Annotated in this window: 23 protein-coding genes (1 of these 23 running past the window's edge); 3 read left to right on the forward strand and 20 right to left on the reverse strand. The window is 47.2% G+C overall.

The window, feature by feature from the left end:
• Nucleotides 1–988, forward strand: partial view of an IS4 family transposase gene (locus VSQ62_RS21640; protein ID WP_334635976.1) — the 3' portion only. It extends 326 nt beyond the left edge of the window; 988 of the gene's 1,314 nt are visible here — the last part of the coding sequence; the start codon falls outside the window, past its left edge; its stop codon occupies nt 986–988.
• A 572-nt stretch (nt 989–1,560) separates the two neighbouring features.
• Here the strand turns inward: VSQ62_RS21640 and VSQ62_RS21645 are convergent.
• The 20 genes from VSQ62_RS21645 to VSQ62_RS21740 form a co-directional block, all read right to left on the reverse strand.
• A complete protein-coding gene (locus VSQ62_RS21645) occupies nt 1,561–1,932 on the reverse strand; it encodes a transposase (protein WP_334636854.1) in 372 nt (123 codons plus the stop codon).
• A gap of 34 nt (nt 1,933–1,966) precedes the next feature.
• Nucleotides 1,967–2,983, reverse strand: coding sequence for an Rpn family recombination-promoting nuclease/putative transposase (locus VSQ62_RS21650; RefSeq protein WP_334636855.1), 1,017 nt, complete (start codon nt 2,981–2,983; stop codon nt 1,967–1,969).
• 299 nt (nt 2,984–3,282) lie between these two features.
• Nucleotides 3,283–3,981, reverse strand: a complete 699-nt coding sequence (locus VSQ62_RS21655) for an HAD family hydrolase (RefSeq protein WP_334636856.1) — start codon at nt 3,979–3,981, stop codon at nt 3,283–3,285.
• A 29-nt stretch (nt 3,982–4,010) separates the two neighbouring features.
• Nucleotides 4,011–5,495, reverse strand: a complete 1,485-nt coding sequence (locus VSQ62_RS21660; protein ID WP_334636857.1) for an ABC transporter permease — start codon at nt 5,493–5,495, stop codon at nt 4,011–4,013.
• Nucleotides 5,496–5,601: 106 nt separating this feature from the next.
• Nucleotides 5,602–6,312 (reverse strand): LytR/AlgR family response regulator transcription factor, encoded by a 711-nt coding sequence (locus tag VSQ62_RS21665; protein WP_334636858.1) that lies wholly within the window; start codon nt 6,310–6,312, stop codon nt 5,602–5,604.
• 59 nt (nt 6,313–6,371) lie between these two features.
• Nucleotides 6,372–7,730: a DNA repair protein RadA gene (gene radA / locus VSQ62_RS21670; RefSeq protein ID WP_334636859.1), complete on the reverse strand. Its 1,359-nt coding sequence runs from the start codon at nt 7,728–7,730 to the stop codon at nt 6,372–6,374.
• Between the two features lie 62 nt (nt 7,731–7,792).
• Entirely contained in the window at nt 7,793–8,206 is a 414-nt protein-coding gene (locus tag VSQ62_RS21675) for an endosialidase (RefSeq protein WP_334636860.1), read from the reverse strand.
• Between the two features lie 57 nt (nt 8,207–8,263).
• Nucleotides 8,264–10,705: an ATP-dependent Clp protease ATP-binding subunit gene (locus tag VSQ62_RS21680; protein WP_334636862.1), complete on the reverse strand. Its 2,442-nt coding sequence runs from the start codon at nt 10,703–10,705 to the stop codon at nt 8,264–8,266.
• A gap of 27 nt (nt 10,706–10,732) precedes the next feature.
• Nucleotides 10,733–11,101, reverse strand: a complete 369-nt coding sequence (locus VSQ62_RS21685; protein WP_334636863.1) for a GntR family transcriptional regulator — start codon at nt 11,099–11,101, stop codon at nt 10,733–10,735.
• Between the two features lie 161 nt (nt 11,102–11,262).
• Nucleotides 11,263–11,442 carry a hypothetical protein gene (locus VSQ62_RS21690; protein WP_334636864.1) on the reverse strand — a complete coding sequence of 60 codons (180 nt, stop codon included), beginning with the start codon at nt 11,440–11,442 and terminating at the stop codon, nt 11,263–11,265.
• Nucleotides 11,430–12,299 carry a sigma-70 family RNA polymerase sigma factor gene (locus VSQ62_RS21695; protein WP_334636865.1) on the reverse strand — a complete coding sequence of 290 codons (870 nt, stop codon included), beginning with the start codon at nt 12,297–12,299 and terminating at the stop codon, nt 11,430–11,432. Before VSQ62_RS21695 ends, VSQ62_RS21690 begins: the two co-directional genes overlap by 13 nt.
• A gap of 91 nt (nt 12,300–12,390) precedes the next feature.
• A complete protein-coding gene (locus VSQ62_RS21700; RefSeq protein ID WP_334636866.1) occupies nt 12,391–13,248 on the reverse strand; it encodes a hypothetical protein in 858 nt (285 codons plus the stop codon).
• Between the two features lie 7 nt (nt 13,249–13,255).
• Nucleotides 13,256–13,732: a hypothetical protein gene (locus VSQ62_RS21705; RefSeq protein ID WP_334634803.1), complete on the reverse strand. Its 477-nt coding sequence runs from the start codon at nt 13,730–13,732 to the stop codon at nt 13,256–13,258.
• Nucleotides 13,733–14,135: 403 nt separating this feature from the next.
• Entirely contained in the window at nt 14,136–14,318 is a 183-nt protein-coding gene (locus VSQ62_RS21710) for a hypothetical protein (protein WP_334634801.1), read from the reverse strand.
• Nucleotides 14,308–14,526 (reverse strand): hypothetical protein, encoded by a 219-nt coding sequence (locus VSQ62_RS21715; RefSeq protein WP_334634799.1) that lies wholly within the window; start codon nt 14,524–14,526, stop codon nt 14,308–14,310. Before VSQ62_RS21715 ends, VSQ62_RS21710 begins: the two co-directional genes overlap by 11 nt.
• Nucleotides 14,527–14,636: 110 nt before the next feature.
• Complete coding sequence (locus tag VSQ62_RS21720) at nt 14,637–14,819, reverse strand: hypothetical protein (RefSeq protein ID WP_334634797.1); 183 nt, start codon at nt 14,817–14,819, stop codon at nt 14,637–14,639.
• Between the two features lie 6 nt (nt 14,820–14,825).
• Complete coding sequence (locus VSQ62_RS21725; protein ID WP_334636867.1) at nt 14,826–15,116, reverse strand: hypothetical protein; 291 nt, start codon at nt 15,114–15,116, stop codon at nt 14,826–14,828.
• A 197-nt stretch (nt 15,117–15,313) separates the two neighbouring features.
• Nucleotides 15,314–17,206 carry a bifunctional DNA primase/polymerase gene (locus tag VSQ62_RS21730; protein WP_334636868.1) on the reverse strand — a complete coding sequence of 631 codons (1,893 nt, stop codon included), beginning with the start codon at nt 17,204–17,206 and terminating at the stop codon, nt 15,314–15,316.
• A complete protein-coding gene (locus VSQ62_RS21735; RefSeq protein ID WP_334636869.1) occupies nt 17,203–17,544 on the reverse strand; it encodes a hypothetical protein in 342 nt (113 codons plus the stop codon). Before VSQ62_RS21735 ends, VSQ62_RS21730 begins: the two co-directional genes overlap by 4 nt.
• A 41-nt stretch (nt 17,545–17,585) precedes the next feature.
• Nucleotides 17,586–17,777 carry a helix-turn-helix domain-containing protein gene (locus VSQ62_RS21740; protein ID WP_334636870.1) on the reverse strand — a complete coding sequence of 64 codons (192 nt, stop codon included), beginning with the start codon at nt 17,775–17,777 and terminating at the stop codon, nt 17,586–17,588.
• Nucleotides 17,778–17,905: 128 nt separating this feature from the next.
• Here VSQ62_RS21740 and VSQ62_RS21745 point away from each other — a divergent pair, with 128 nt between their 5' ends.
• On the forward strand, nt 17,906–18,382 hold the full coding sequence (locus VSQ62_RS21745; RefSeq protein WP_334636872.1) for a helix-turn-helix domain-containing protein: 477 nt from the start codon (nt 17,906–17,908) through the stop codon (nt 18,380–18,382).
• Nucleotides 18,383–18,955: 573 nt separating this feature from the next.
• Nucleotides 18,956–19,912, forward strand: coding sequence for a site-specific integrase (locus VSQ62_RS21750; RefSeq protein WP_334636873.1), 957 nt, complete (start codon nt 18,956–18,958; stop codon nt 19,910–19,912).
• Nucleotides 19,913–19,914 lie beyond the last annotated feature (2 nt).

A 19,914-nucleotide genomic window follows, 5' to 3' on the forward strand; every position in this document is an offset into this window, starting at 1 on the left:
CTTAGTCGCTTGTGATGGTTCTGCGGCCGATATTTTCAGGAATCCGGATGATCCGGATACTTTCTTTGAACCAAATGGAAAGTCCACCAGAGGATTTAACCAAATCCATATCAATGCTTTCTTTTCTGTTCTGGACAAAAAGTTTACGGATCTCTTCATCCAGCCTTCCCGGAAACGCAATGAATACAGCGCATTCTGCCAGATGGTTGACCGTTCCGAAGCAGATACCCCTGTCATTTATTTGTGTGACAGAGGCTATGCCTCTTATAACGCTTTTGCACATGTAATTGAAAATGGGCAGTTCTTTCTCATACGCTGTACCGATGCCAAGACGGAAAAAATTCTGGGGGTTCCTTTAAATGGCGTCAGGCAGCTTGATTATCATGTGGACCGTATTTTATCCAGATCACATTCTAAGAAAAAACGGCTTCATCCTGAACTGGAAGAACAATACCGGTTTGTGTGCCAGGATGTCCCTATGGATTATATTACACAGGACCATCCCGAATACAGACTGTCCCTGCGCATCATCAGGATTGAATTATCGGAGGGCTGTTACGAAAATCTGATCACAAATCTTCCGGATCTTGATTTCGATATCGATGATTTCAAGGACTTGTACCACCTAAGATGGAATGAGGAAACTTCTTTCCGTGACCTGAAATACCCATTGTGTCTCAAAGCATTTCATTCCAAAAAATATGAATACATTGTACAGGAAGTATGGGCAAGGGCAATCCTGTATAATTTTTGCTCGGAAATAGCTATGGCAGTAGAGCTCCCTGAAAAAAAGACGAAACATGTATATCAGGTTAACTATTCGGAAGCAATCAAAACATGCCGGGACTTTTTGAGAATACATGATGGGACAACAACATTAGACGTGGAGGGCCTGATCGCTCAGAATATCCTACCGGTCAGGCCCGGGCGAACCTTCGCACGCCAAGCAAGGTTCAAACTTCCAATCAGCTTCTGTTATCGAAACTAACAAAAACAGAGCTAAACATACTAAATATACCTCAAAATGAGACGAATGAAAATGATTTTTTTAATTTCATAAATTCGTCTTGTTGTTATGTCTTTCTATTGCCATAAATCCATACATTGCACCACAAAATCGGGAGTACTCCCCATTTTACAGCATTCCATCTGCATTTGGGAATAGAAATCCCCCCTCTTTTTCTTAAGTTGATAGAAAATCTGGTCGAAAACAACAGATCACATTATTATTAGAAGTTAAGTAAATGACATTGATTCACACCCCAATGTCATTTAGTTAGTAGCCTTGAATCACCCCGGCATTTGACATGTGAAGTTATCATTTCTATGATTTATGGGAGATTTCTGACATTATCGGACAAAATGATATAATTAGAATATTTTAGAGTATGACTCTAAGACAGATGTAATCTGTCTGAAAATAGTGTATTATGTTATTGTGACAGTTATCTTAAGCTGCCCGGTATATAAAATATCGGGGTCTTCGGAAATGTGCGGTTTTCAATCTTGGATATTGCCGCCCGTTCCGTATGGGTATCAACTCTTTTTGCAGCAGGGCTGTCACATTGATTGGTTTTCTTCCGTTGCCGGACGGAGGAACGATCTACAGATATGAACTGCGGAGCTGAAATTTATTTTATAGCTGTGCTTGGTTTCCCGCTTTTCAATCACTGTATGGTTCACCAGAGTCTCCGTGAGGTTGTATGTAACCATTCTTGCCCAGATTTCCTGTTTCACATATTCCGACTTATAGGTATGGAAATTACTGAGACCGACCGTATATTTCAACTTACGAAAGGATGTTTCAATCCCCCAGCGGGAAAAATACAGCTTCTGGATGCGTTCCAGCGGGAATTCATCTCTTGGCAAGTTTGTGACAACGCATTCGTAAACCCCATCAGCAATGGGAAACCGGACAATGCGCAATTTCATGCAGTAAGTACCCTTTGAGCCATATTCAATAAAATCAAAAGAAGTCGCCTTGTATCTTGTATAAAGCTAAGATTCCCTTTACTTCTTCCTTGGATATATTACATTGACGAGCAATCTCCTCATCCGTCATACCTTGTACATGTAAGCCGACTGCCCGAACAACCATTTGAATTCCTTCTTTTCTCCCTTCTTCCAACCCTTCTTTTCTCCCTTCTTTTCTCCCTTCTTCTAACCCCTCTTTTCTCCCTTCTTCCAACCCTTCCTCTTTAATGCCCTCCAGCATGTTGATATGATCTCTCAGGACCTTTGCCCGCGCCTCATATTCCAACCGCTTCTCATCATCTGCGCTCAATCTCTTTAATGCCTCATATGCCTCGTCCAGATATTCATCTACTCGTGCCATATCCTCAAACTCCTTTCGGTTCTTCCCATTAAAGAAACGCATCCAGTTCGCGATATCCTCTCCTGCCTGAATCTCTCCCGGCAGTTTCTTAAGCTCAAGAATCTGTAATTCCATCTTATCATTATAGAGCTTTCCTGTCTCATCATCCCGAAAATGCATCGTGCGGTAATACCTGGCATCATCCGGAAACAGAATGAAATCCAGTATACTGACCTGGATAGACTTTTTCAGTCTGCCGTAAGCTTCTCCTTCCCTCAGCTGCTCCGTAAACATCTTGCTTAGATAGAATAATGCGCGTTCATCCCAGAACGGATACTTCTTCACCTGCATCTCCATGTTGATCTGTATTCCGTTCTTTAAACGTACCCGCACATCCAGGATACCAAGCTTATCATCTGCATATTCACGGTGAAGATGTGTGGGAAGAAGCTCTGTCTCTTCAATCTCTTCTGGCTTCACCCGCATCACGGCGGCGCAAAAGCCCTTCCGCACAGTAGGATTATCCATCAAGCCGGCAAAACATACATCAATTGTAGGATGCATTATAAAATCTTCCTGCGGCTGTACTTCATTTATGCCGGACAATGAACCTGCCAGATTGTATTCCGTCTGCGTTTCATTTGGTGTGTAAATCATTGTTTTCATCATAGAAATTCTCCTTTCTTCTGCACAGTATTACAGTATCAGATTGAGAAGAATTCCCCTTGCTGCTTATCATCATACCATGAAACAGACTTCTATAAAAGGTAGTATCTTGAGCAATATAACTCAACCTGCAGTTAATTCTGTAATAACTCTGCATTCATTCATAACCTTGGATAACTCTCCGGCGAATTGCCGGTCAGAATATAAAAGACGAACGTCTCTTAGAATTCTTAGTTCGAAGTATAGCACATCCTCTTTATACATACAATCCCCGAATATATTTTCGGGGACTGAAATACCATCTAAAATCTGCCGCGTAACCTTCCTAAAAGCTCCCTCCCCTCCTTTACTTCGACCTCTGCCAGACTGTTCGGAGACGGACAAGGACGCTTCCTGTGGTTCAGCCATACGGTGTGCCAGCCTGCACGGCTGGCACCCTCCACGTCAGATTCATAGCTGTCCCCTACATACCAGGTATCCCTCGGCCCAAATCCGGTCCTCTCTTCTACTGCACGGAATGCACGGATATCGGGTTTATGATACCCAATCTCTCCCCTAACAAAGATCCTGTCCTCTTCTATCCAGCGGTTCAATCCCAAGGCGCTGGTCTTCTTGCGCTGCCCTTCACTGTTCCCATTGGTCAGGACCGCCATTGGAATCCGCTCCTTCCTGCAATAATCCAGAATATCCTTCATAAAACCGAACATACGGATCCTGCTCTGCCAATACCGGTATTCCTGTTCAAATCTGTCACTTTCTTCCCGGGTAACATCGATTCCTGCATCCTGATAAGTCCTCTGTATCCTTCGGAAGAAAGCATCTTCACTTCTGACAATGCCCTGCCTCTCCTGTTCCAGAATCACATCCGAATATATTCTGGACTGATCAAAAAGTCCGGCACAATCTGCCATAGTCCGGTCTGCAAAGTATCTCTCATGAGCCATCCTGAACGGCTCCATCAGATCGTACATGGTATCATCTACATCAAATACGATATTCATAGGTCTGGTCAACCTCCTGTCGTCATAATCTATTCCGCTGTCCGAAGCCTCTCCACAACACTCTGCTTCTCAAGCTTCCGGAAACAGATATACGGAATCACAAATGCAAGCAAGATCAACACCGGCGTACATCCCACAAGCGGCATCAGCGTAAACCGGAAGGTTGCGTATCCGCCGGCGACCAGCGCACGCACGAGCACACCTACGGTCACTGTGCTCAGGATATATGCGATGAGCAGCGTGAGCACGACATAATAGAGTCCTTCAAAGGCTAACATCCTTCGAAGCTGCCGTTTCGTCATACCCACACTCTGGATCATGGCGAATTCCTTTTTCCGTGAAATGATCGCCGTCACCATGCTGTTGATATAATTCAGGATCCCCACCAGTGCAATCACGATACTGACGGAATAGCCCATCACAGCCTTCGATCTCGTCTCTGCCTCATACTGTTCCTCCATCGTTTTCCGCGATACAATATTCATATCGGCGCTCTCCGTCTGCTGATATGCCTGCAGAAGCTCTGCCGCATTCTCCATGTTGCCGTCATCCACGTCAAAATAAAATTTTCTCAGATTGCTTCCCGGCCAGAGCTCTGTGAAGACCTTTGCCGGCATAACCAAAGGAACCTCAAATATCGGGTGCGATCCCTCCACCATCGGCTGCAGCGGATTCAGTACCGCCATAACTGTGAATTCCCGGTTCTCAATCTGAATCTTCTCTCCGACGGAATACGTCGGAAGAACCTCTTCCGGCGCTTCGAGCGAAGGTCCGATGGCAAGGACATAGTCTCCGCCTGCGAATCTTTCTGCATCATACTCTCCCGCCAGAATATAATCCTTGCCGGCTGCCGCTTCAAGGATCATGCCGTCCGCCCCGTAGACGGTATGAATCGCTTCCCCGCCGTTCATCACATGGTCGAAGTTTTCCTTCCATTTGGGAAATGTGGGGTCAAAGGAAGCGTAGTTCTCCAATTCTTCCTCCGTGTAAAATACCTGGTAATTCTCACATGCCTGAACGCTCAGCGGCATACTCACTTCTCTGGAGTACAGCCGTCCGGTTCCCTTAAGCCCTTCAAGCGCCGAGATATCCCTAATCAGACCGTCACTGATCGTCCGGCTGTTCGGGTCATAACCGCCGACACGTTCATTCGTCGCATCATCAATCTGATAATCCGCCGCTGCAAGCTCTAACAGATATTTCTCCATATCAAAGCTCACGTTCTTCGCATAAAAGAAACTCATCAGCACCAACCCTAAGGTCAGGGACAGAATCACCAGTATGGTCCTCTTCCTGTTCCGCCACAGGTTCGACCATGCCATTCCGGTCAGAGACGCGCCCTTCTCACTCTTCTTATCCTTTCGTCTGATACCGGAATCAACATCTGTATATCTGAGCGCCTCTATGGGCGATACCTTCCCCGCCAGACGCGCCGGAAGCAGACAGGATATCATTACCGTCATAAATGCGAACAGCGCCGAACCAATAAAGATGACCGGATTCGCGGAAATCACGGCATCCGTGTCCGGCCCCGGGGCGGCAGGAAATCCCGGAGCATCAGGAAGACCACGAATGCATTGCCCCAGTTCAGCAGAAACGATATCCCATCCAACAATCGTATCATAGCATATCCCCCCAGTAATCCGTCAATTGCTCCATGACTTCCTTGCGTTTGGGCTGGCTGATTGGAAGAACTTCTCCGGTGACCAGCGTGATCTCAAGCTTCCTGACACCTTTCACATAGAACAGGTTGACCAGATAACTGCTGTGGCACCGCACGAATCCATGGGGAATTAGTTCCTGCGCCGCCTTCTTCATGCTCCTGTAACAGATGATATTCTCCTGCTCCGTATGAAACAACAGATTCCGGTTGAATGTCTCTACATAGCGGAGACTGTTCAGCATGATCTTGTACTTCCCCGAATCATTATTCACCACGATATACGGACTCTCTTCCCTGCTGCGGCGGGAAAGGAATCTGTCAAGCTCCGATCTAAGCCTCGCGTACCGGATCGGTTTGATAATATAATCCAAGGCCTGGTACTTATATCCTTCCAGACCGTGCTGAGTCAGTGTGGTAAGGAAGATAATCCCCACCTTCTCATCCAGCTCGCGGAGCCGCTTCGCCGTCCTTAAGCCGTCTACCAGCTTCATCTGGATATCCAGGAAGATCAAGTCGATGGTGGCATCGTATTTTTCAACCAGCTCCAGTCCGTCGTAATATGTTGTAATCTTGATCTCTTCACTCTTCTCCAGAGCATACTGTCTGATCAATTCTGTCAGTGAATCGACAAACGAACGCTCATCATCGCAGATTGCTATATGTATCATTTCTTATCTCCATTGTTATTTATTATTATACTCACGGCCGATGTAATCTGACGCTCAGTTTATAGACCGGCGCTGATCGCTTCTCCGACGCTTTTCACGCCGATAACCGTAACTCCGTCAACCTTCCCCACCGCCTTTACCGACACCTCGGGGAGCACGCAGGTCTTGAATCCCAGCTTCTTTGCCTCCGCTACCCGCTGCTCCGGCATGGTGACGGCACGCACCTCGCCGCTTAAGCCCACCTCGCCAAATACGATCACATCCTCCGCGATCGGCCGGTTCTTGTAGCTGGAAGCAATCGCCATCACGATCCCAAGATCCGCCGCCGGTTCATTAAGGCGGATCCCGCCGGCGATATTCACATAGGCGTCATAGCTTGACAGGGGCAGCCCTAAGCGCTTCTCCAGCACCGCCATCAGGAGATTGACCCTGTTATAGTCAAGCCCCGCCGCCGTTCTTCTCGGCATCCCGAAGTTACTCTTGCAGACCAGCGCCTGGATCTCCATGAGCATCGGCCTGGTACCCTCCATCGCACAGGCGACCACGGAACCGGATGCGTGCTCCGGCTTGCCGCTCAGCATGAATTCCGACGGGTTCTTCACCTCTGCAAGTCCTTCTTTGCGCATCTCAAATACTCCGATCTCATTGGTTGAACCGAAACGGTTCTTCACCCCCCGCAAGATCCGGTAGGAAGCATGGCGGTCCCCTTCAAAATACAGCACCGTATCCACCATATGCTCTAAGACTCTTGGGCCTGCCACCGTTCCTTCCTTGGTTACATGTCCGACGATAAAGATAGAGATATTGAAGCCCTTGGCAAGCTGCATAAATATATTCGTAGACTCCCGTACCTGGGTCACGCTTCCCGGCGCAGAGGCGACTTCTTCGTTGTACATCGTCTGGATGGAATCGATCACCACCATATCCGGCTTCTGCTGCTCGATGATCCCCCTGATGACATCAAGGCTCGTCTCACATAAGAGATACAGATTCTCCGTGAACTCGCCCATACGGTTGGCGCGAAGCTTGATCTGCTTTAACGACTCCTCTCCGGATATATATAGAAGCTTCCTTCCGGCTGCCGACAGACGTTGGCAGACCTGCAGAAGCAATGTGGACTTGCCGATCCCCGGGTCGCCGCCGACCAGTACCAGGGATCCCTTCACGATCCCGCCTCCAAGCACCCTGTCCAACTCTTCGATCCCGGTGAGCATCCGGTCGTCTTCATCCGTCTCCACACTTGAGAGGGTTACGACCTGGACCTCCCGCCGTTCTTTGACTGATCTGGACGCGGCGGGCGCCGCCTTCTCCTCCACGAATGTATTCCACTCCTTACACGCCGGACACTGACCCAGCCACTTGCTCTCTTCATGCCCGCAATTCTGGCAGAAATATACGCTTTTCTTTGATTTTGCCATGCTTATCCTCCTATTCGGCATAAAAAGAGGCCGCTCATGCAGCCCCTCTTTCTACATCCAGATTATTTTCTAACTACTCTGACCGCTACGCTCCGGTCCCCCTCAAGCTCCGCGCTGACACTCAGCTTCCCACTCAAGTTCGTCTTCATATCCCCAACATTCACATCGTCCATATACACCTTGTACTCGCTGTCCGCCTCAAGCTCCAGGGTAAACTGTGCATCCTTCGTACCGGACACCTTGAACGACACGGTGTCTTCATCTGCCTTGAAATTCTCAACAGCGGTACCTGGAACAGACTCATATACGAACATGCCGTTCTTCTCAAGCTTCGTAATCTCAGCAAAAGTCTTCACCTTATATATATCTCCCTGAAATTCGAATCCGTCAAGTTTTGTCTTGCTTCCAAGAGTATAATCGCCAAAACTAAGGGTTCCATCTGCTTCAGTTTTTAATAATTCTTTCACTGCTGCCATATTGATCTCTCCTCCTGAGGTTCTTCTTTTGTACCCCTATTATATCTCATATTCTGTCTAATTTGTAGTCTTTGGGGTAAATTTTATTTCTTTTTTAGACAGCCCGATAACTACTTCTGAATCTCTCGTGACCTCGCCGCTTAAGATCGCCTCCGCAAGTCCGTCCTCCAGTTGATTCTGGACCGCTCTCCTTAGCGGACGCGCACCGTACTTCTGATCCGTCCCTGTCTCTACGATGTGCTTCTTCACAGAATCCCTGATCGTAAGACGTATTCCAAGCTGATCTTCTGCACGCTTCTCAAATTCTCTGCATAACAGGCCTACGATCCGCTTCATCTGATCCGCATTCAGCGGATGGAATACCAGGATCTCGTCTATTCTGTTCAGGAACTCCGGACGGAAGATCAGACGGATCTCCTTCATTACATTCCCCTTCATCCGTTTATAATCGCCTGCCGCATCCTCCTTGACATTGAAGCCTAACTTCTTTGGATCAATGATGGTCTGCGCCCCTGCGTTGGAGGTCATAATGATCACCGTATTGCGAAAATCCACCTTCCGCCCCTGGGAATCCGTGATATGCCCGTCATCCAATACCTGGAGCAGGATATTGAACACATCCGGATGCGCCTTCTCTATCTCGTCAAACAACACGACCGAATAAGGTCTGCGCCGCACTCGCTCACTTAACTGTCCGCCGTCGTCATGGCCGATATATCCCGGAGGCGCCCCGATCATCTTGGCAACGCTGTGCTTCTCCATATACTCGGACATATCTACCCGGATCATGGACTCTTCATTGCCAAAGAGAGCCTCCGCCAGAGCCTTGGACAGCTCTGTCTTACCCACACCGGTAGGTCCAAGGAACAGAAATGACCCGATCGGGCGCTTGGGGTCCTTAAGACCTACCCGTCCCCTCTTGATCGCCTTCGCCACCGCAGTAACCGCTTCTTCCTGGCCGATCACCCTCTGGTGCAGCACCTTCTCAAGCTTATTAAGCCTTGCACTCTCCGACTCTGCCAGCTTCTGGACCGGTATCTTCGTCCACTGCGACACTACCTCTGCGATATCTTCTTCTATTACCGCCACCTTCCGGTCTGCGTTCTTCCGTTCAAAACGCTTCCGCACCTGCTCCAGCCGCTTCTCCACAGCCTCCTGTTCCTTGCGGATCCTGGACGCCTCCGGAATGTCGCCTTCCCGGATCGCATCTTCTAATTCATCCGTAAGTTCGGCGATCGTCTTCTCAAACTCCATCACGCTCTCCGGAACCTTGAATCCCCGGAGACTGACCTTCGAACAGGCCTCATCCAGCACATCGATGGCCTTATCCGGCAGGAAACGGTCGTTCACATAACGGCTTGCCAGCTTAACGGCAGCCTCCAGCGCTTCTTCCTCGATCTCTACATGATGATGGTCCTCATACCGCTTCTTAAGTCCCTGCAGGATATCCAGACAATGCTCCTCTGTCGGCTCCTCCACCGTGATCGGCTGGAACCTGCGCTCCAATGCCGCATCCTTCTCCAGATACTTGCGGTATTCCCCGATCGTCGTCGCACCGATCAGCTGCATCTCGCCTCTTGCCAGGGATGGCTTCAGAATGTTAGAGGCGTTGATGGCGCCTTCCGCGCCTCCCGCGCCGATGATGGTGTGCACCTCGTCCAGGAATAAGATCACATTCCCCGCAGACTTCACCTCCTGGATCATCCGCTTCATCCTCTCCTCAAACTCGCCCCTGTACTTCGAACCGGCGATCATCCCCGCCAGATCAAGGGTCAGGATACGCTTATCCTTCATCCCATCCGGAACAATGCCTGCCGCTATCTGAGCCGCCAGCCCCTCTATCACCGCCGTCTTCCCAACGCCCGGCTCTCCCACCAAACACGGATTGTTCTTCGTCCTGCGGCTTAATACCTGGATCAACCGGTTGATCTCGGCCTCTCTTCCAATGACTGGATCAAGCCTGCCCTCTTCCGCCTGAGCCGTCAGATCTGTGCCGTACTGCTCCAGCACGCCGCCTTCTCTGCGCCTTCCTCCGCCCTGCAGGATCTCCTCCTGATAATCCTTGGGATCTCCTCCAAGAACCGCGAAAATATCCTGATATAACTTCTGAACATTGATATTAAGTGTCAGCAATATACGGGTCGCCACACAGTCCGCATCCCGCAGGAGAGCCAGAAGCATGTGTTCTGTCCCGATCCTGTCTGAACGGAAATGAAGCGCCTCTGTCTTACTTTCTTCCAGAATGTATTCAAGCCTTGGGCTGGTCTCCGGCTGATGCGCCACCTCGACGGTTCCAAGGGGCGATACCAGTTCATCCACTACCTTGCGGATACTCTCTTCATTGACGCCGTTCATCCCCAGCACCTGTCCCGCGACACCGGTATAGACCTCCCGCAATCCTAGAAGCAGATGCTCCGTCCCTACATAAGGATGCTTAAGCTTCCTTGCAGTGCTCCTTGCAATCTTGATTACTTCATTTGCCTGTTCCGTATACTTCATGAATGTAGTTTCCTTTCCTGTCTGTTATTATCTATACTCTTCATATATCTCGTCCACCAGAGCGTGAACTTCTTCTTTGGAAATGTTCTTACATCTGCCTCTCGCCAGCAGCACCTGAAGCTGCTCTCTCATCTCCAGGAGCGCCCTCGCCTTATCCATATCAATGGCGATCACCGCACCCCTTCTTCTGTCAAGCTGAATAAACCCTTCCTGCTTAAGTATCGCGTATGCCTTGTTGACCGTATGCATATTAATGCCGACCGTATCGGCAAGCTGTCTCACCGACGGCAGGGAATCTCCCTCCCGGATCAGATTCATGGCTATGCCCATGATGATCTGGTTCTGAAGCTGGACATAGATCGCCTCATCGCTGTTAAAATCAATCTCTATCAGCATTCGTATCACCTTTTCTAATCTTGAATCTTATGTTATAGGCATACTATCACACCTAGATTTCTTACCATTATAACAGGTTTTTTCTGTCTTTTCCATAGTGATATTCGTTTAATTCTATCCACATTACTTACACTGTATACTATTTTAGTATCATTTTAGTATCACAACTGGCGCTGTGCACACTCCTGTGCACATTCCTGAAACATCCGGATCTCTCCCAATCTGTAAGTAAGGGATTGTGACGCTCTGTCCTTCCCTCTCCTGGTCCTTCTGGCAGCGTTCCGGACCGCTCTGCAGGCTGTCGGGTCGTGGTACCCTTCGTGATTCTTCATTGGATCCATCCTAACACCTCCCGTTCTACTTCACTTGTCCATGTTCTTTGGAATGACTCTACGCCTACATGATAGCAGCATTCTGCAGATATATACTCTTCATAGTATCTGCGGTACTTCCGTGAGATTCCCGGCTGTCTGAGCGTTCTCAGCGCCTTATTCTGTATATCATGGACTTTGCTATAAGTGACGCCCCATTCCTGACTAATCTCTTTTAATGTCCGGCCATCCAAAAACCGCTTCTTAATCACTTCCGGAAGATTCCCCGGCAGACGGTCAACAGCAATCCATAATTCACGCTTCATGGCAGCAGTATCCGCCTCCCTGATCGCGTCCCCTTCCAGGTCTTGATCTGATGCTATGCTATCTTCAAGCGTGAACTCCTCCCCGTCCCCGCCTAACACCTCGCTCAGGCTTCGCATCTGCCCGATCTGGACACTTTTCCTGATCTCCTGTAGTTTCTCCCGGGTAACGCCTAGAAAACGGCACAGGGCGCAATCTGACGGCCATTCACCGTAATACTTCCGGTATTCCCTGACCACTCTGTTATACTCGCGGATCTCGCCCCTGGCCTGTACCGGGATACGGACCACACTGCCGCAGTTGTCTACATACCGGCTCATACTCTGCCGGATCCAGAAGGCAGCATAATGGAGGAAGGATGAACCCTGATCGGCGTCATAGTGGCTGACAGCCTCAGACAGGCCTATATAGCCCTCCTGAAGCAAGTCCTCCATCTCGGCAAATCCCTGGTACCGCTTCGCCATCTTCGCAAGAAAACCTTTGTTCTGGTTGTAGAGCTGAAGCATATGCTTCGACACATCCTCACCGGCCCGGATCCGCGCAACCAACTGTTCATTATCCATCTGACCGCCTCCCCCCCTATTCAAAATGCCCCGGACAATCGGAGGAATGAAATCCCGGGACACTTTATCAAATTACTGGTTAATTGCTGCTCTATTCTGCTGCCGGTGTGGTTGCCTGGTAATAGATAGCTTTCGCTTTATTCTCTAGGACGAACGCATCATACACAATGCGCCCCTCTACCAATGATCCGCTGATTCCAGGGGGATTATCATGAATCTTATAATTTGCTAATTTGGTAGGCGCTACTGTTGCACATGGATGCACAAGCATAAACCCGAAGCCCTCCGGCAGCCTGTTAGCCGGAATCCTCTGCACGTTCGCACCGTCCAGGTTCGCAATCACTCCTTTTAACCTCATGTTCTCGCCTATGTCAGTCTCCATTACGATATCTTTGCACTTCTTCATCAGGTAATAAGTATCCGGCGTGATTACCAGAACGCGCCCTGTCTCAGGCACTTCCGCATTATCCAACTCCTTGCCAGCCTTGATGATCTCATCATAGATATTCGTTTCGGTCAGCTCGATCGCATCCGGTTTGATACCTGCACCCGCGCACATCTTCCCGTATACATGCGTATCAACCTCCGGAATTACCACTTCACGGACTTGCCGCGCTAATGCGCTGGATGCCTCAAGGTTGCCCACCGTTTCATCTTCGTCCAGTGCGTCAATCTCAAATGTGAAAGACCTATCCCGGCTAAGGGCAAATCTTTCTGTAGTAGCGTTCAATGTTTCAATCTCACCATAGTGAGACCATCTTTTATTCTGTGGATCCGTAAAATAATTACGACCATAGTTATTCATCTTCCCGGTGCTTATCTTATAGACCTTGACGCTATGCGCGCCCTCAAAAGAAAAGTCTTGATTCGTCACTAAGTGCTTCTTGCTTTCTGTGGTGAAAATCTCATCCACATAAGGTAAATATTTTTCAGCTAATTCAATCGCCATGTATTAATCATCCTTTCAATCCCATGGCTTTCCTGATCGCTGCGTCTTCAGCTCCGCTATTGCCGGATCCGCCGTCAGCTTTCCCTGTTGAGATTACCCTATAGCCTACACCAGTAAAGCGCGGGTTATCCTTCAGGAACTTCTCCGCTGCCTGTCTAAAGTCTGTCTTATCGTCTATCAATTGTGAAGCCTTGAAGCTGACATAATCCATATCATCAGCCTTTACGCCTTTTTCTTTCAGGAAAGCGCTATTTTTATAATTTTCCAGTTCCCGCCGTGCTTCGTCACGCTCCCGCCTGTAAGTGTCGGAAGTTTCCAGGTCTTGTTTCATGCGTGCTAAGCGGTTTCCAACAATCCGGTCAACATCTGCCTGGGTAAATAGCTTTTCTGACTGCTGCCCCTGATCGGCCTGCTGAGCTGTCCCCGCAGTCTGCTGCGTTCCTTCCTGTTGGGTTGTCGTTGTCATGTTCTGGTTACTCTCCATATCTGATTCCTTTCCCCGTTTTGCGCCCGGTCGGCTTATCTGAGAGCAAATAGAAAAAGGCGCGGGAACAACTGCAGACTAATCCGTCTGTAATCATTCCCACGCCTCGGAAGGCTTACACCGGCGACAGTAGGAGAAAACCGGTGCGGTACTCATGATCTATTTACTCTATAGCTATTATATCAGATAGAACAATAGGCAGCAACTACTTTTTCTAAGGATTCAGAAGCCCCCAAACGGAAAGGTAACGTTACCATTCAATGATTAGTAACGTTACCTTTAAATTGCCCGGCTTACTGCGTTTTAAGCTGATGAATACAAGGTTTTTACCTTAGTATTTCTTAGTATATGTACTACAATAAATCCGAGTATTTCCGAGTATCCCAGGCGCGCCCCTGCGCCCTCATTCTGCACCCTCTCCTGATTCGTCGTTTTGGAACCCTTGGTGTAGATCGGCGTAAGCGTTCCGGTGCTTCCCTTCCTTCTTCCTGGACACCTTACAGGACTTTAGCGCCGGAGAGAGAAGCCGGATCACTCCGGCAAGCTCTTCATCCTCAGTGAATGAGATCCTGATCTTAACGCTCATGAGGTTTTCTCCTGGCACGCTCTTCACGTTTACCGTAAGCATAACCAAATTGAAACATCTTCCACATCCAGAAATCCGGTGCACTCTGATGATAATATCCCTTTACCGCATCCGTGATACAGCGGATCTGATCAAAGGGAATATCACACCCACACGCACCATGAGTCAATATGTGAATATCCCCGTTTAAAGTTTTCTTTTTCTTCATAAAATCTCTTCCCTTCTGCCGGAACTTCATGCTACTATGTAAGTGGTTTTTGGCATGGCTCCGGCTGTGTGCTGCCCTGTAGGTATTGGCGTACCTATGGGGCTTTTCTTTTAGTTATCAGTTTCAACATATCCATCAATGCGCAAGAAGTGATATCCTTCCTTCATGTACGGTGTCGGTGTTTGGAACCCGACACACTCAGTTAATGCTTCCAGATTGTCCGCGACCCGCTCCAGAGCGTCAGCGATCCGGTTCATATCATCGACTAATACCTGTCCTTGTCCTGCTATCATGATCTTCTATGCCTCCCTTAATAATTGTGCGCAACGCTTTACTTCTTCGACATTCACGTACAGGTGACGACTCGGCAGAAAGAGGATCTTCGGTGTAAGTGCAATCTCTTCCAACTCCTTCGCACTCATATCCGCAAAGACCTTAGTTACACTATCCAGATCGTTATGCATACCTACATGAACGTGGCAAGCCGTCACGATCGCCGCATCTGTCGCGGGTCCTACTACACTTGTCTCGAAACACTGGTGCTTCGAGACTCCGTTCTCTCTGTAATCAACTATAAATAATCTTCTCAATTTTATTCTCCTTTCTTCTTGATATAATCTGGTAACATTGAAAAGGTGAAAGAAATCCTTTATTTTCAAGGCTTGTACACCTTTTCAAACTTTGAAAAGGTAAAACCGATACGGAAAAGGTACTTCAACTCTTTTTTACCTTTTCAACCAAATACACACCTTTTCAATATTGTGAAAAGGTTAAAATATATAGATATTTACTCACTTCTTTCCACCTTTTCAGTCTCTCCATATTGTCTCAGGCGCTCAGGTACTTCTCTGCCTGGTAATAGCCACCAATACAAAAGCCTGGGATCACCTTTATAATGCTTGGTTCTGATTTTCAATGCGTCTTTTGCCTTTTGCAACGTGCCTATACTTATACCTGCTGCTTTTGCAGCTTCATTTACTTCCTTGGATGTGGCATAACCATCTTTTAAAATATCCAGTAAGAAATCTTTCGCTTCATCGGCTGCAGGCGTTGCGCGCTTCTTTGGCTCTTTCGGTGCAATGATTTCATTATCTGTAAGATCGCTATACCCTGCAAACTTCACTAACCCATCATCATAATCAAGCGTATATAGTATGGTCTGTGCAAGCGGTCCCGCATTTGCCTTTGTATGTGCAAGTGCTTTCTGTTCTTCACAGTTCGGATTTCTCCCGACCGTCAAGACACTTCTTGCCGAAGATATGAAATCAATAGAACCTATCAGCCTGTTTATTGCTTCTGCGCTGGTCTGCTTAGATGTATGTGCTACAACTATAAATGTACATCCGGTTTCTTGCCCTAATGTTATGATCGGGTTCATGATTGCCCTAACTGAATTTCCCATATTTAATTGAGTGTCTTTCCCGACATAAGACATAACCGGATCAAATACCGCAACGTCTATATTCCATTCCTTTATAGCCTGCTCTATCCTCGGATCATCAAATGTAAGCGGGTTCTCCCGCTCATCAATATTAAATACCCTGCTCATATCCGCACCGGCTACCCTCAACCGTTTTATAATTGTATCCGCAAAATCATCCTCCGTAATTTGATATAACACATTAAGCGGTTGTCTCGGTCTGAATGGGTTTTCATTACCATCATCTAGCCCTAGAATCGGCTTCCCTTGCGTCAGATCTGCAATAAACCTACAAACAAGAGTCGTTTTACTGCATCCAGGTGCACCTTGAATAAGGATTATTTTAGCCTTGGGGATCCGGGGCTTCCATATCCACTCTATTTCTTTTTCCTCTATGTCAGACAGACATATAACAGCTAGTCCCGGCGTTTCTTTAAGCGTTCGCGTCTTCCCGTTGTCTAATACAGCTTTATCTTTTTTATAATATGGCGACTCAACCTTCCAATCTCTGGTTAATGCCGGGAAAATCTCCTTTTCCAGTTCAATATCTGTCAATGGCGGTATACATTTCTCTTGATTTTCTGAGCGCACTGTCTGCCTGATTGCATCATTTCCTATCCCTCTAGCCTTCTCCGAACCAATCAGGGCGATCAATGCCTTATGCCGCTCTCCTTCTGGTATGGTATTTGCCATCTTAAAACGATGCTGCTCTTTTTCCTCTGGAACGGAACCCATCAGAAAATCCATTACTGTATTATCTGCCTGGGTAATCCCTACGCCGTCACCGGGGCCGATCTCCCAGGTATAACAGTTTCCGCTGCTATGTATACTCGGCGGCACAACCACATAACCATCTTCACCACGGACATCCACACCAGGATATAGCTTTGCCCTGCTCCGATTGATTGCAGAATCTCTATAGAATAAATGATATCCGCCACCGCCTGTAATGCTTTGCCATGTATCCGGTAAATTGCCGTGCTCCTTCTGCCAGTCTATCAGCGTTTCATATCCGTCAATTCCCTTGTCTTCCCTCCTATCTAGATCAATCACTACCAGGCCGCCCGATCTGCTGCCCGTGGCAACCGCTATATTTGCGTCCGGGTACTTGTCCCACCAAGAAGAAATCATATCCTTATTGGTTGTTGCGTCTTTAAAACCATGGCTTGTAAGCGGGGTCTTATCCCTTGGCTTGATCGGGAATACCGCAAAACCCATACCGGCATACTGCAGCGCCCAATCTTTCATACTCTCTGTCAACGGCTCACCTCCACCCCGTAGCACCGTTCTTGGAAGAATACCCTGCTGACTTTCCCTTGGACGGTTATGTAGCCTCTCTCCTTCAGCTCCTTGTTAAGATCTCTAATTACAGAATATGCTTTACTTTCTGATACTCCTAAAATCTCCGCTACCTCCTTCGCTCCTATGAATTGCCTCTCCACTCTCTGCCTCCTTTCTTCCTGATACCTCTCAGCGGCGCCGATCAGCTCCATGATCTCCCGGTGACGTTTCAGGAAGTCCTCGCTTCCCACTCCCAGGCGTTCCTCTTCCTGTGCTACTAACTCATCCATCATTGACTTAAATTCTTCCTGTGACATGTAAAAGCCTCCTTCCATCTCAAAACCGCCACCACACGATCTTATTCAATAATTTCAGTTACGTCTACGCCAAGAGCCTTGGCTATTTTCCCCGCCGCCTGTGGGGTAACTCGCTTCTGGTTAAGAATCATACAGAAACGTTGTCTACTGATATTCGCACGCTCAGCAGCTTCACTGATTGATAAACCACTATTGGCAAGTGCGATATCAAACTTGTTGTCGTTGATTGTCATTGTCTCACCTCCACATAACACCATTTCGGTGTTTTATATTGCAATCTTAACACCGTTATGCTATTATGTCAATATCGAATTGAAAAAAATACACCATTTTGCTATTATAGGGGCATGGGGGTGTTATCGTGGCAAATGTCGCACAAAAAATCAAAGAATTAAGAATTCAAAATAACATGACTCAAAAAAAACTCGCTGATCTTTTAAACGTTTCACAAAATGCGGTTTATAATTGGGAGAATGGTAAACGCGAACCAAATTCAGATATTATAGAAAAATTGTCTGATATATTTGAGGTTCTACCCTCTTACCTAATGGGGTGGCGTGATGAAGACTTGGAAATTGAAACTGAAATTGACAAGCTTATAGATCGCTTTAGTAATATCACTGAACATCGAGAAGTTTCAGACATTGTAAAAGAGATGCAAGACCTTATTTCAAAACAATCTGTAATTGAAGATAAAATTAATACTGTTGATTTTCATAGTCCCAGACCTAAAAAATCATCAATTTATTTTGATAGTTCCGAATTTTCTGAATCAGAATTAACAGAAATAAAAAACTTTGCTGATTTTCTAAAGAGCAAAAGAAACGATATTGAATAGTATTCGCCCCAAAAGGCGAAATCCCCCACGGGGGAAGATTCCCCTCAGCCCAATCGGCAGCGTGGGCCACTCCGATCGGGGGCAACCAAACCCATTTGGGCGTGGTTATTGAGGGCCATTTGTCCCTGGCCATTTGCGCCGGCGCAATTCGTACCAAGAGACGAAAACCACTCACCCCCAAATGGGTGTCAGTTCCGGCCGTCCTGCAGGACGAATGCACATTGACAACATAATATGCTTACCCAGGGAACCGATGGGGTGATTATGCCAGCCGCCGGACACTTAAGGAAGGAGGCTGATGCTATGGTTACATACTCTGATTTAATCCAGTTTGTAATTATGCTTTGCGCTGTAATAACCCTTGTTATTTATTGCATACGCAAAAAGTAGCGCCCCCGTCTGGTAAACTAAGGCGCTACAATCTGTAGTAAATTCTTTTACCGGCGGCTAGGTGTGTTCTAGTCATCGGCTCCCTTGTTAAGTATATTATAGTCAATCTCTTCAAATATGTCAAATACTATCCTTTCATTTCAAAACCGCCACCACGCGCACAGATGAAAGGAAGATGATAGAATGCCGGCATATAAGGACGAAAAGACGAATACATGGTACTGCAAATTTTACTACACAGACTGGCAGGGACAGAAGCGGCAGAAGCTCAAGCGCGGCTTTAAGCTGCAGCGCGAAGCGAAGGAATGGGAACGGCTATTCTTAGAGCAATTCGCAAAGAGTCCGGATATTACCTTTGATGCACTGTACAGTAAATATCTGAAATTTAAAGAGAACCGTGTCAGGGCTTCGACTTTAAAGATTCAGCGTGTTGTTATAGAATCTCATATACTGCCCTTTTTTAGAGATAAGATTGTATCGGAGATCACGCCGGCTGATATTGTAGAATGGCAGAACGAACTATTGAATAAGAACCTGTCAGCATCTCACACACGGCAGATAAATATTTATTTGAAGATGATTTTTAAGTATGCTATAGATTATCTCGGACTATCTCAAAGTCCTGTTAAATCACAGATATGCAAGTCCGAGAAGAGCAAGGTAGACTTTTGGACGCCTGACGAATATAAAGTATTCTCAGACTATATTCAAGATCGCATTGAACTTTATACTGCTTTCGAAATACTCTTTTATACTGGCATGCGCAAGGGCGAGCTTCTGGCTCTTACTCTCAATGATATAGATTTCGACCAAAAGACAATAGACATCAATAAGACACTGGTCTATGTAAATGGTGAGTATACCACACAACCGCCCAAGACACCAAAGAGCCGTCGCACTATAGAAGTTCCTGAATTTCTTTTAAATGAGATCCAAACGTATTCAGAAAAAATATACGGGTTGAATCCTGGCCATCGACTTTTTCACAAATCTCTTGAATGGCTCGGTATTTCGTTAAAAAACATCTGTAGCAGGATAGACTTGAAGCCGATCAGGATTCACGATCTTCGGCACCCGTATGTCAAGCCCACGACAAAAAAATTTACAACTTTTTTTGAGGATTTCCGGGCAGCCGCATAGCT

It is taken from the genome of Sporofaciens sp. JLR.KK001, from assembly GCF_036941055.1.
Taxonomy (GTDB): Bacteria; Bacillota; Clostridia; order Lachnospirales; family Lachnospiraceae; genus Sporofaciens.

Excerpts from the sequence above, each read along its gene's own strand:
- VSQ62_RS21650 (WP_334636855.1), bottom strand. The coding sequence starts at position 2,983 with ATGATGAAAACAATGATTTACACACCAAATGAAACGCAGACGGAATAC.
- VSQ62_RS21700 (WP_334636866.1), bottom strand. The coding sequence starts at position 13,248 with ATGGCGATTGAATTAGCTGAAAAATATTTACCTTATGTGGATGAGATT.
- VSQ62_RS21710 (WP_334634801.1), bottom strand. The coding sequence starts at position 14,318 with ATGAGCGTTAAGATCAGGATCTCATTCACTGAGGATGAAGAGCTTGCC.
- VSQ62_RS21665 (WP_334636858.1), bottom strand. The coding sequence starts at position 6,312 with ATGATACATATAGCAATCTGCGATGATGAGCGTTCGTTTGTCGATTCA.
- radA (WP_334636859.1), bottom strand. The coding sequence starts at position 7,730 with ATGGCAAAATCAAAGAAAAGCGTATATTTCTGCCAGAATTGCGGGCAT.
- VSQ62_RS21655 (WP_334636856.1), bottom strand. The coding sequence starts at position 3,981 with ATGAATATCGTATTTGATGTAGATGATACCATGTACGATCTGATGGAG.
- VSQ62_RS21750 (WP_334636873.1), top strand. The coding sequence starts at position 18,956 with ATGCCGGCATATAAGGACGAAAAGACGAATACATGGTACTGCAAATTT.
- VSQ62_RS21740 (WP_334636870.1), bottom strand. The coding sequence starts at position 17,777 with ATGACAATCAACGACAACAAGTTTGATATCGCACTTGCCAATAGTGGT.
- VSQ62_RS21720 (WP_334634797.1), bottom strand. The coding sequence starts at position 14,819 with ATGATAGCAGGACAAGGACAGGTATTAGTCGATGATATGAACCGGATC.
- VSQ62_RS21715 (WP_334634799.1), bottom strand. The coding sequence starts at position 14,526 with ATGAAGAAAAAGAAAACTTTAAACGGGGATATTCACATATTGACTCAT.
- VSQ62_RS21705 (WP_334634803.1), bottom strand. The coding sequence starts at position 13,732 with ATGGAGAGTAACCAGAACATGACAACGACAACCCAACAGGAAGGAACG.
- VSQ62_RS21690 (WP_334636864.1), bottom strand. The coding sequence starts at position 11,442 with ATGGATCCAATGAAGAATCACGAAGGGTACCACGACCCGACAGCCTGC.
- VSQ62_RS21695 (WP_334636865.1), bottom strand. The coding sequence starts at position 12,299 with ATGGATAATGAACAGTTGGTTGCGCGGATCCGGGCCGGTGAGGATGTG.
- VSQ62_RS21675 (WP_334636860.1), bottom strand. The coding sequence starts at position 8,206 with ATGGCAGCAGTGAAAGAATTATTAAAAACTGAAGCAGATGGAACCCTT.
- VSQ62_RS21645 (WP_334636854.1), bottom strand. The coding sequence starts at position 1,932 with ATGAAATTGCGCATTGTCCGGTTTCCCATTGCTGATGGGGTTTACGAA.
- VSQ62_RS21680 (WP_334636862.1), bottom strand. The coding sequence starts at position 10,705 with ATGAAGTATACGGAACAGGCAAATGAAGTAATCAAGATTGCAAGGAGC.
- VSQ62_RS21685 (WP_334636863.1), bottom strand. The coding sequence starts at position 11,101 with ATGCTGATAGAGATTGATTTTAACAGCGATGAGGCGATCTATGTCCAG.
- VSQ62_RS21735 (WP_334636869.1), bottom strand. The coding sequence starts at position 17,544 with ATGTCACAGGAAGAATTTAAGTCAATGATGGATGAGTTAGTAGCACAG.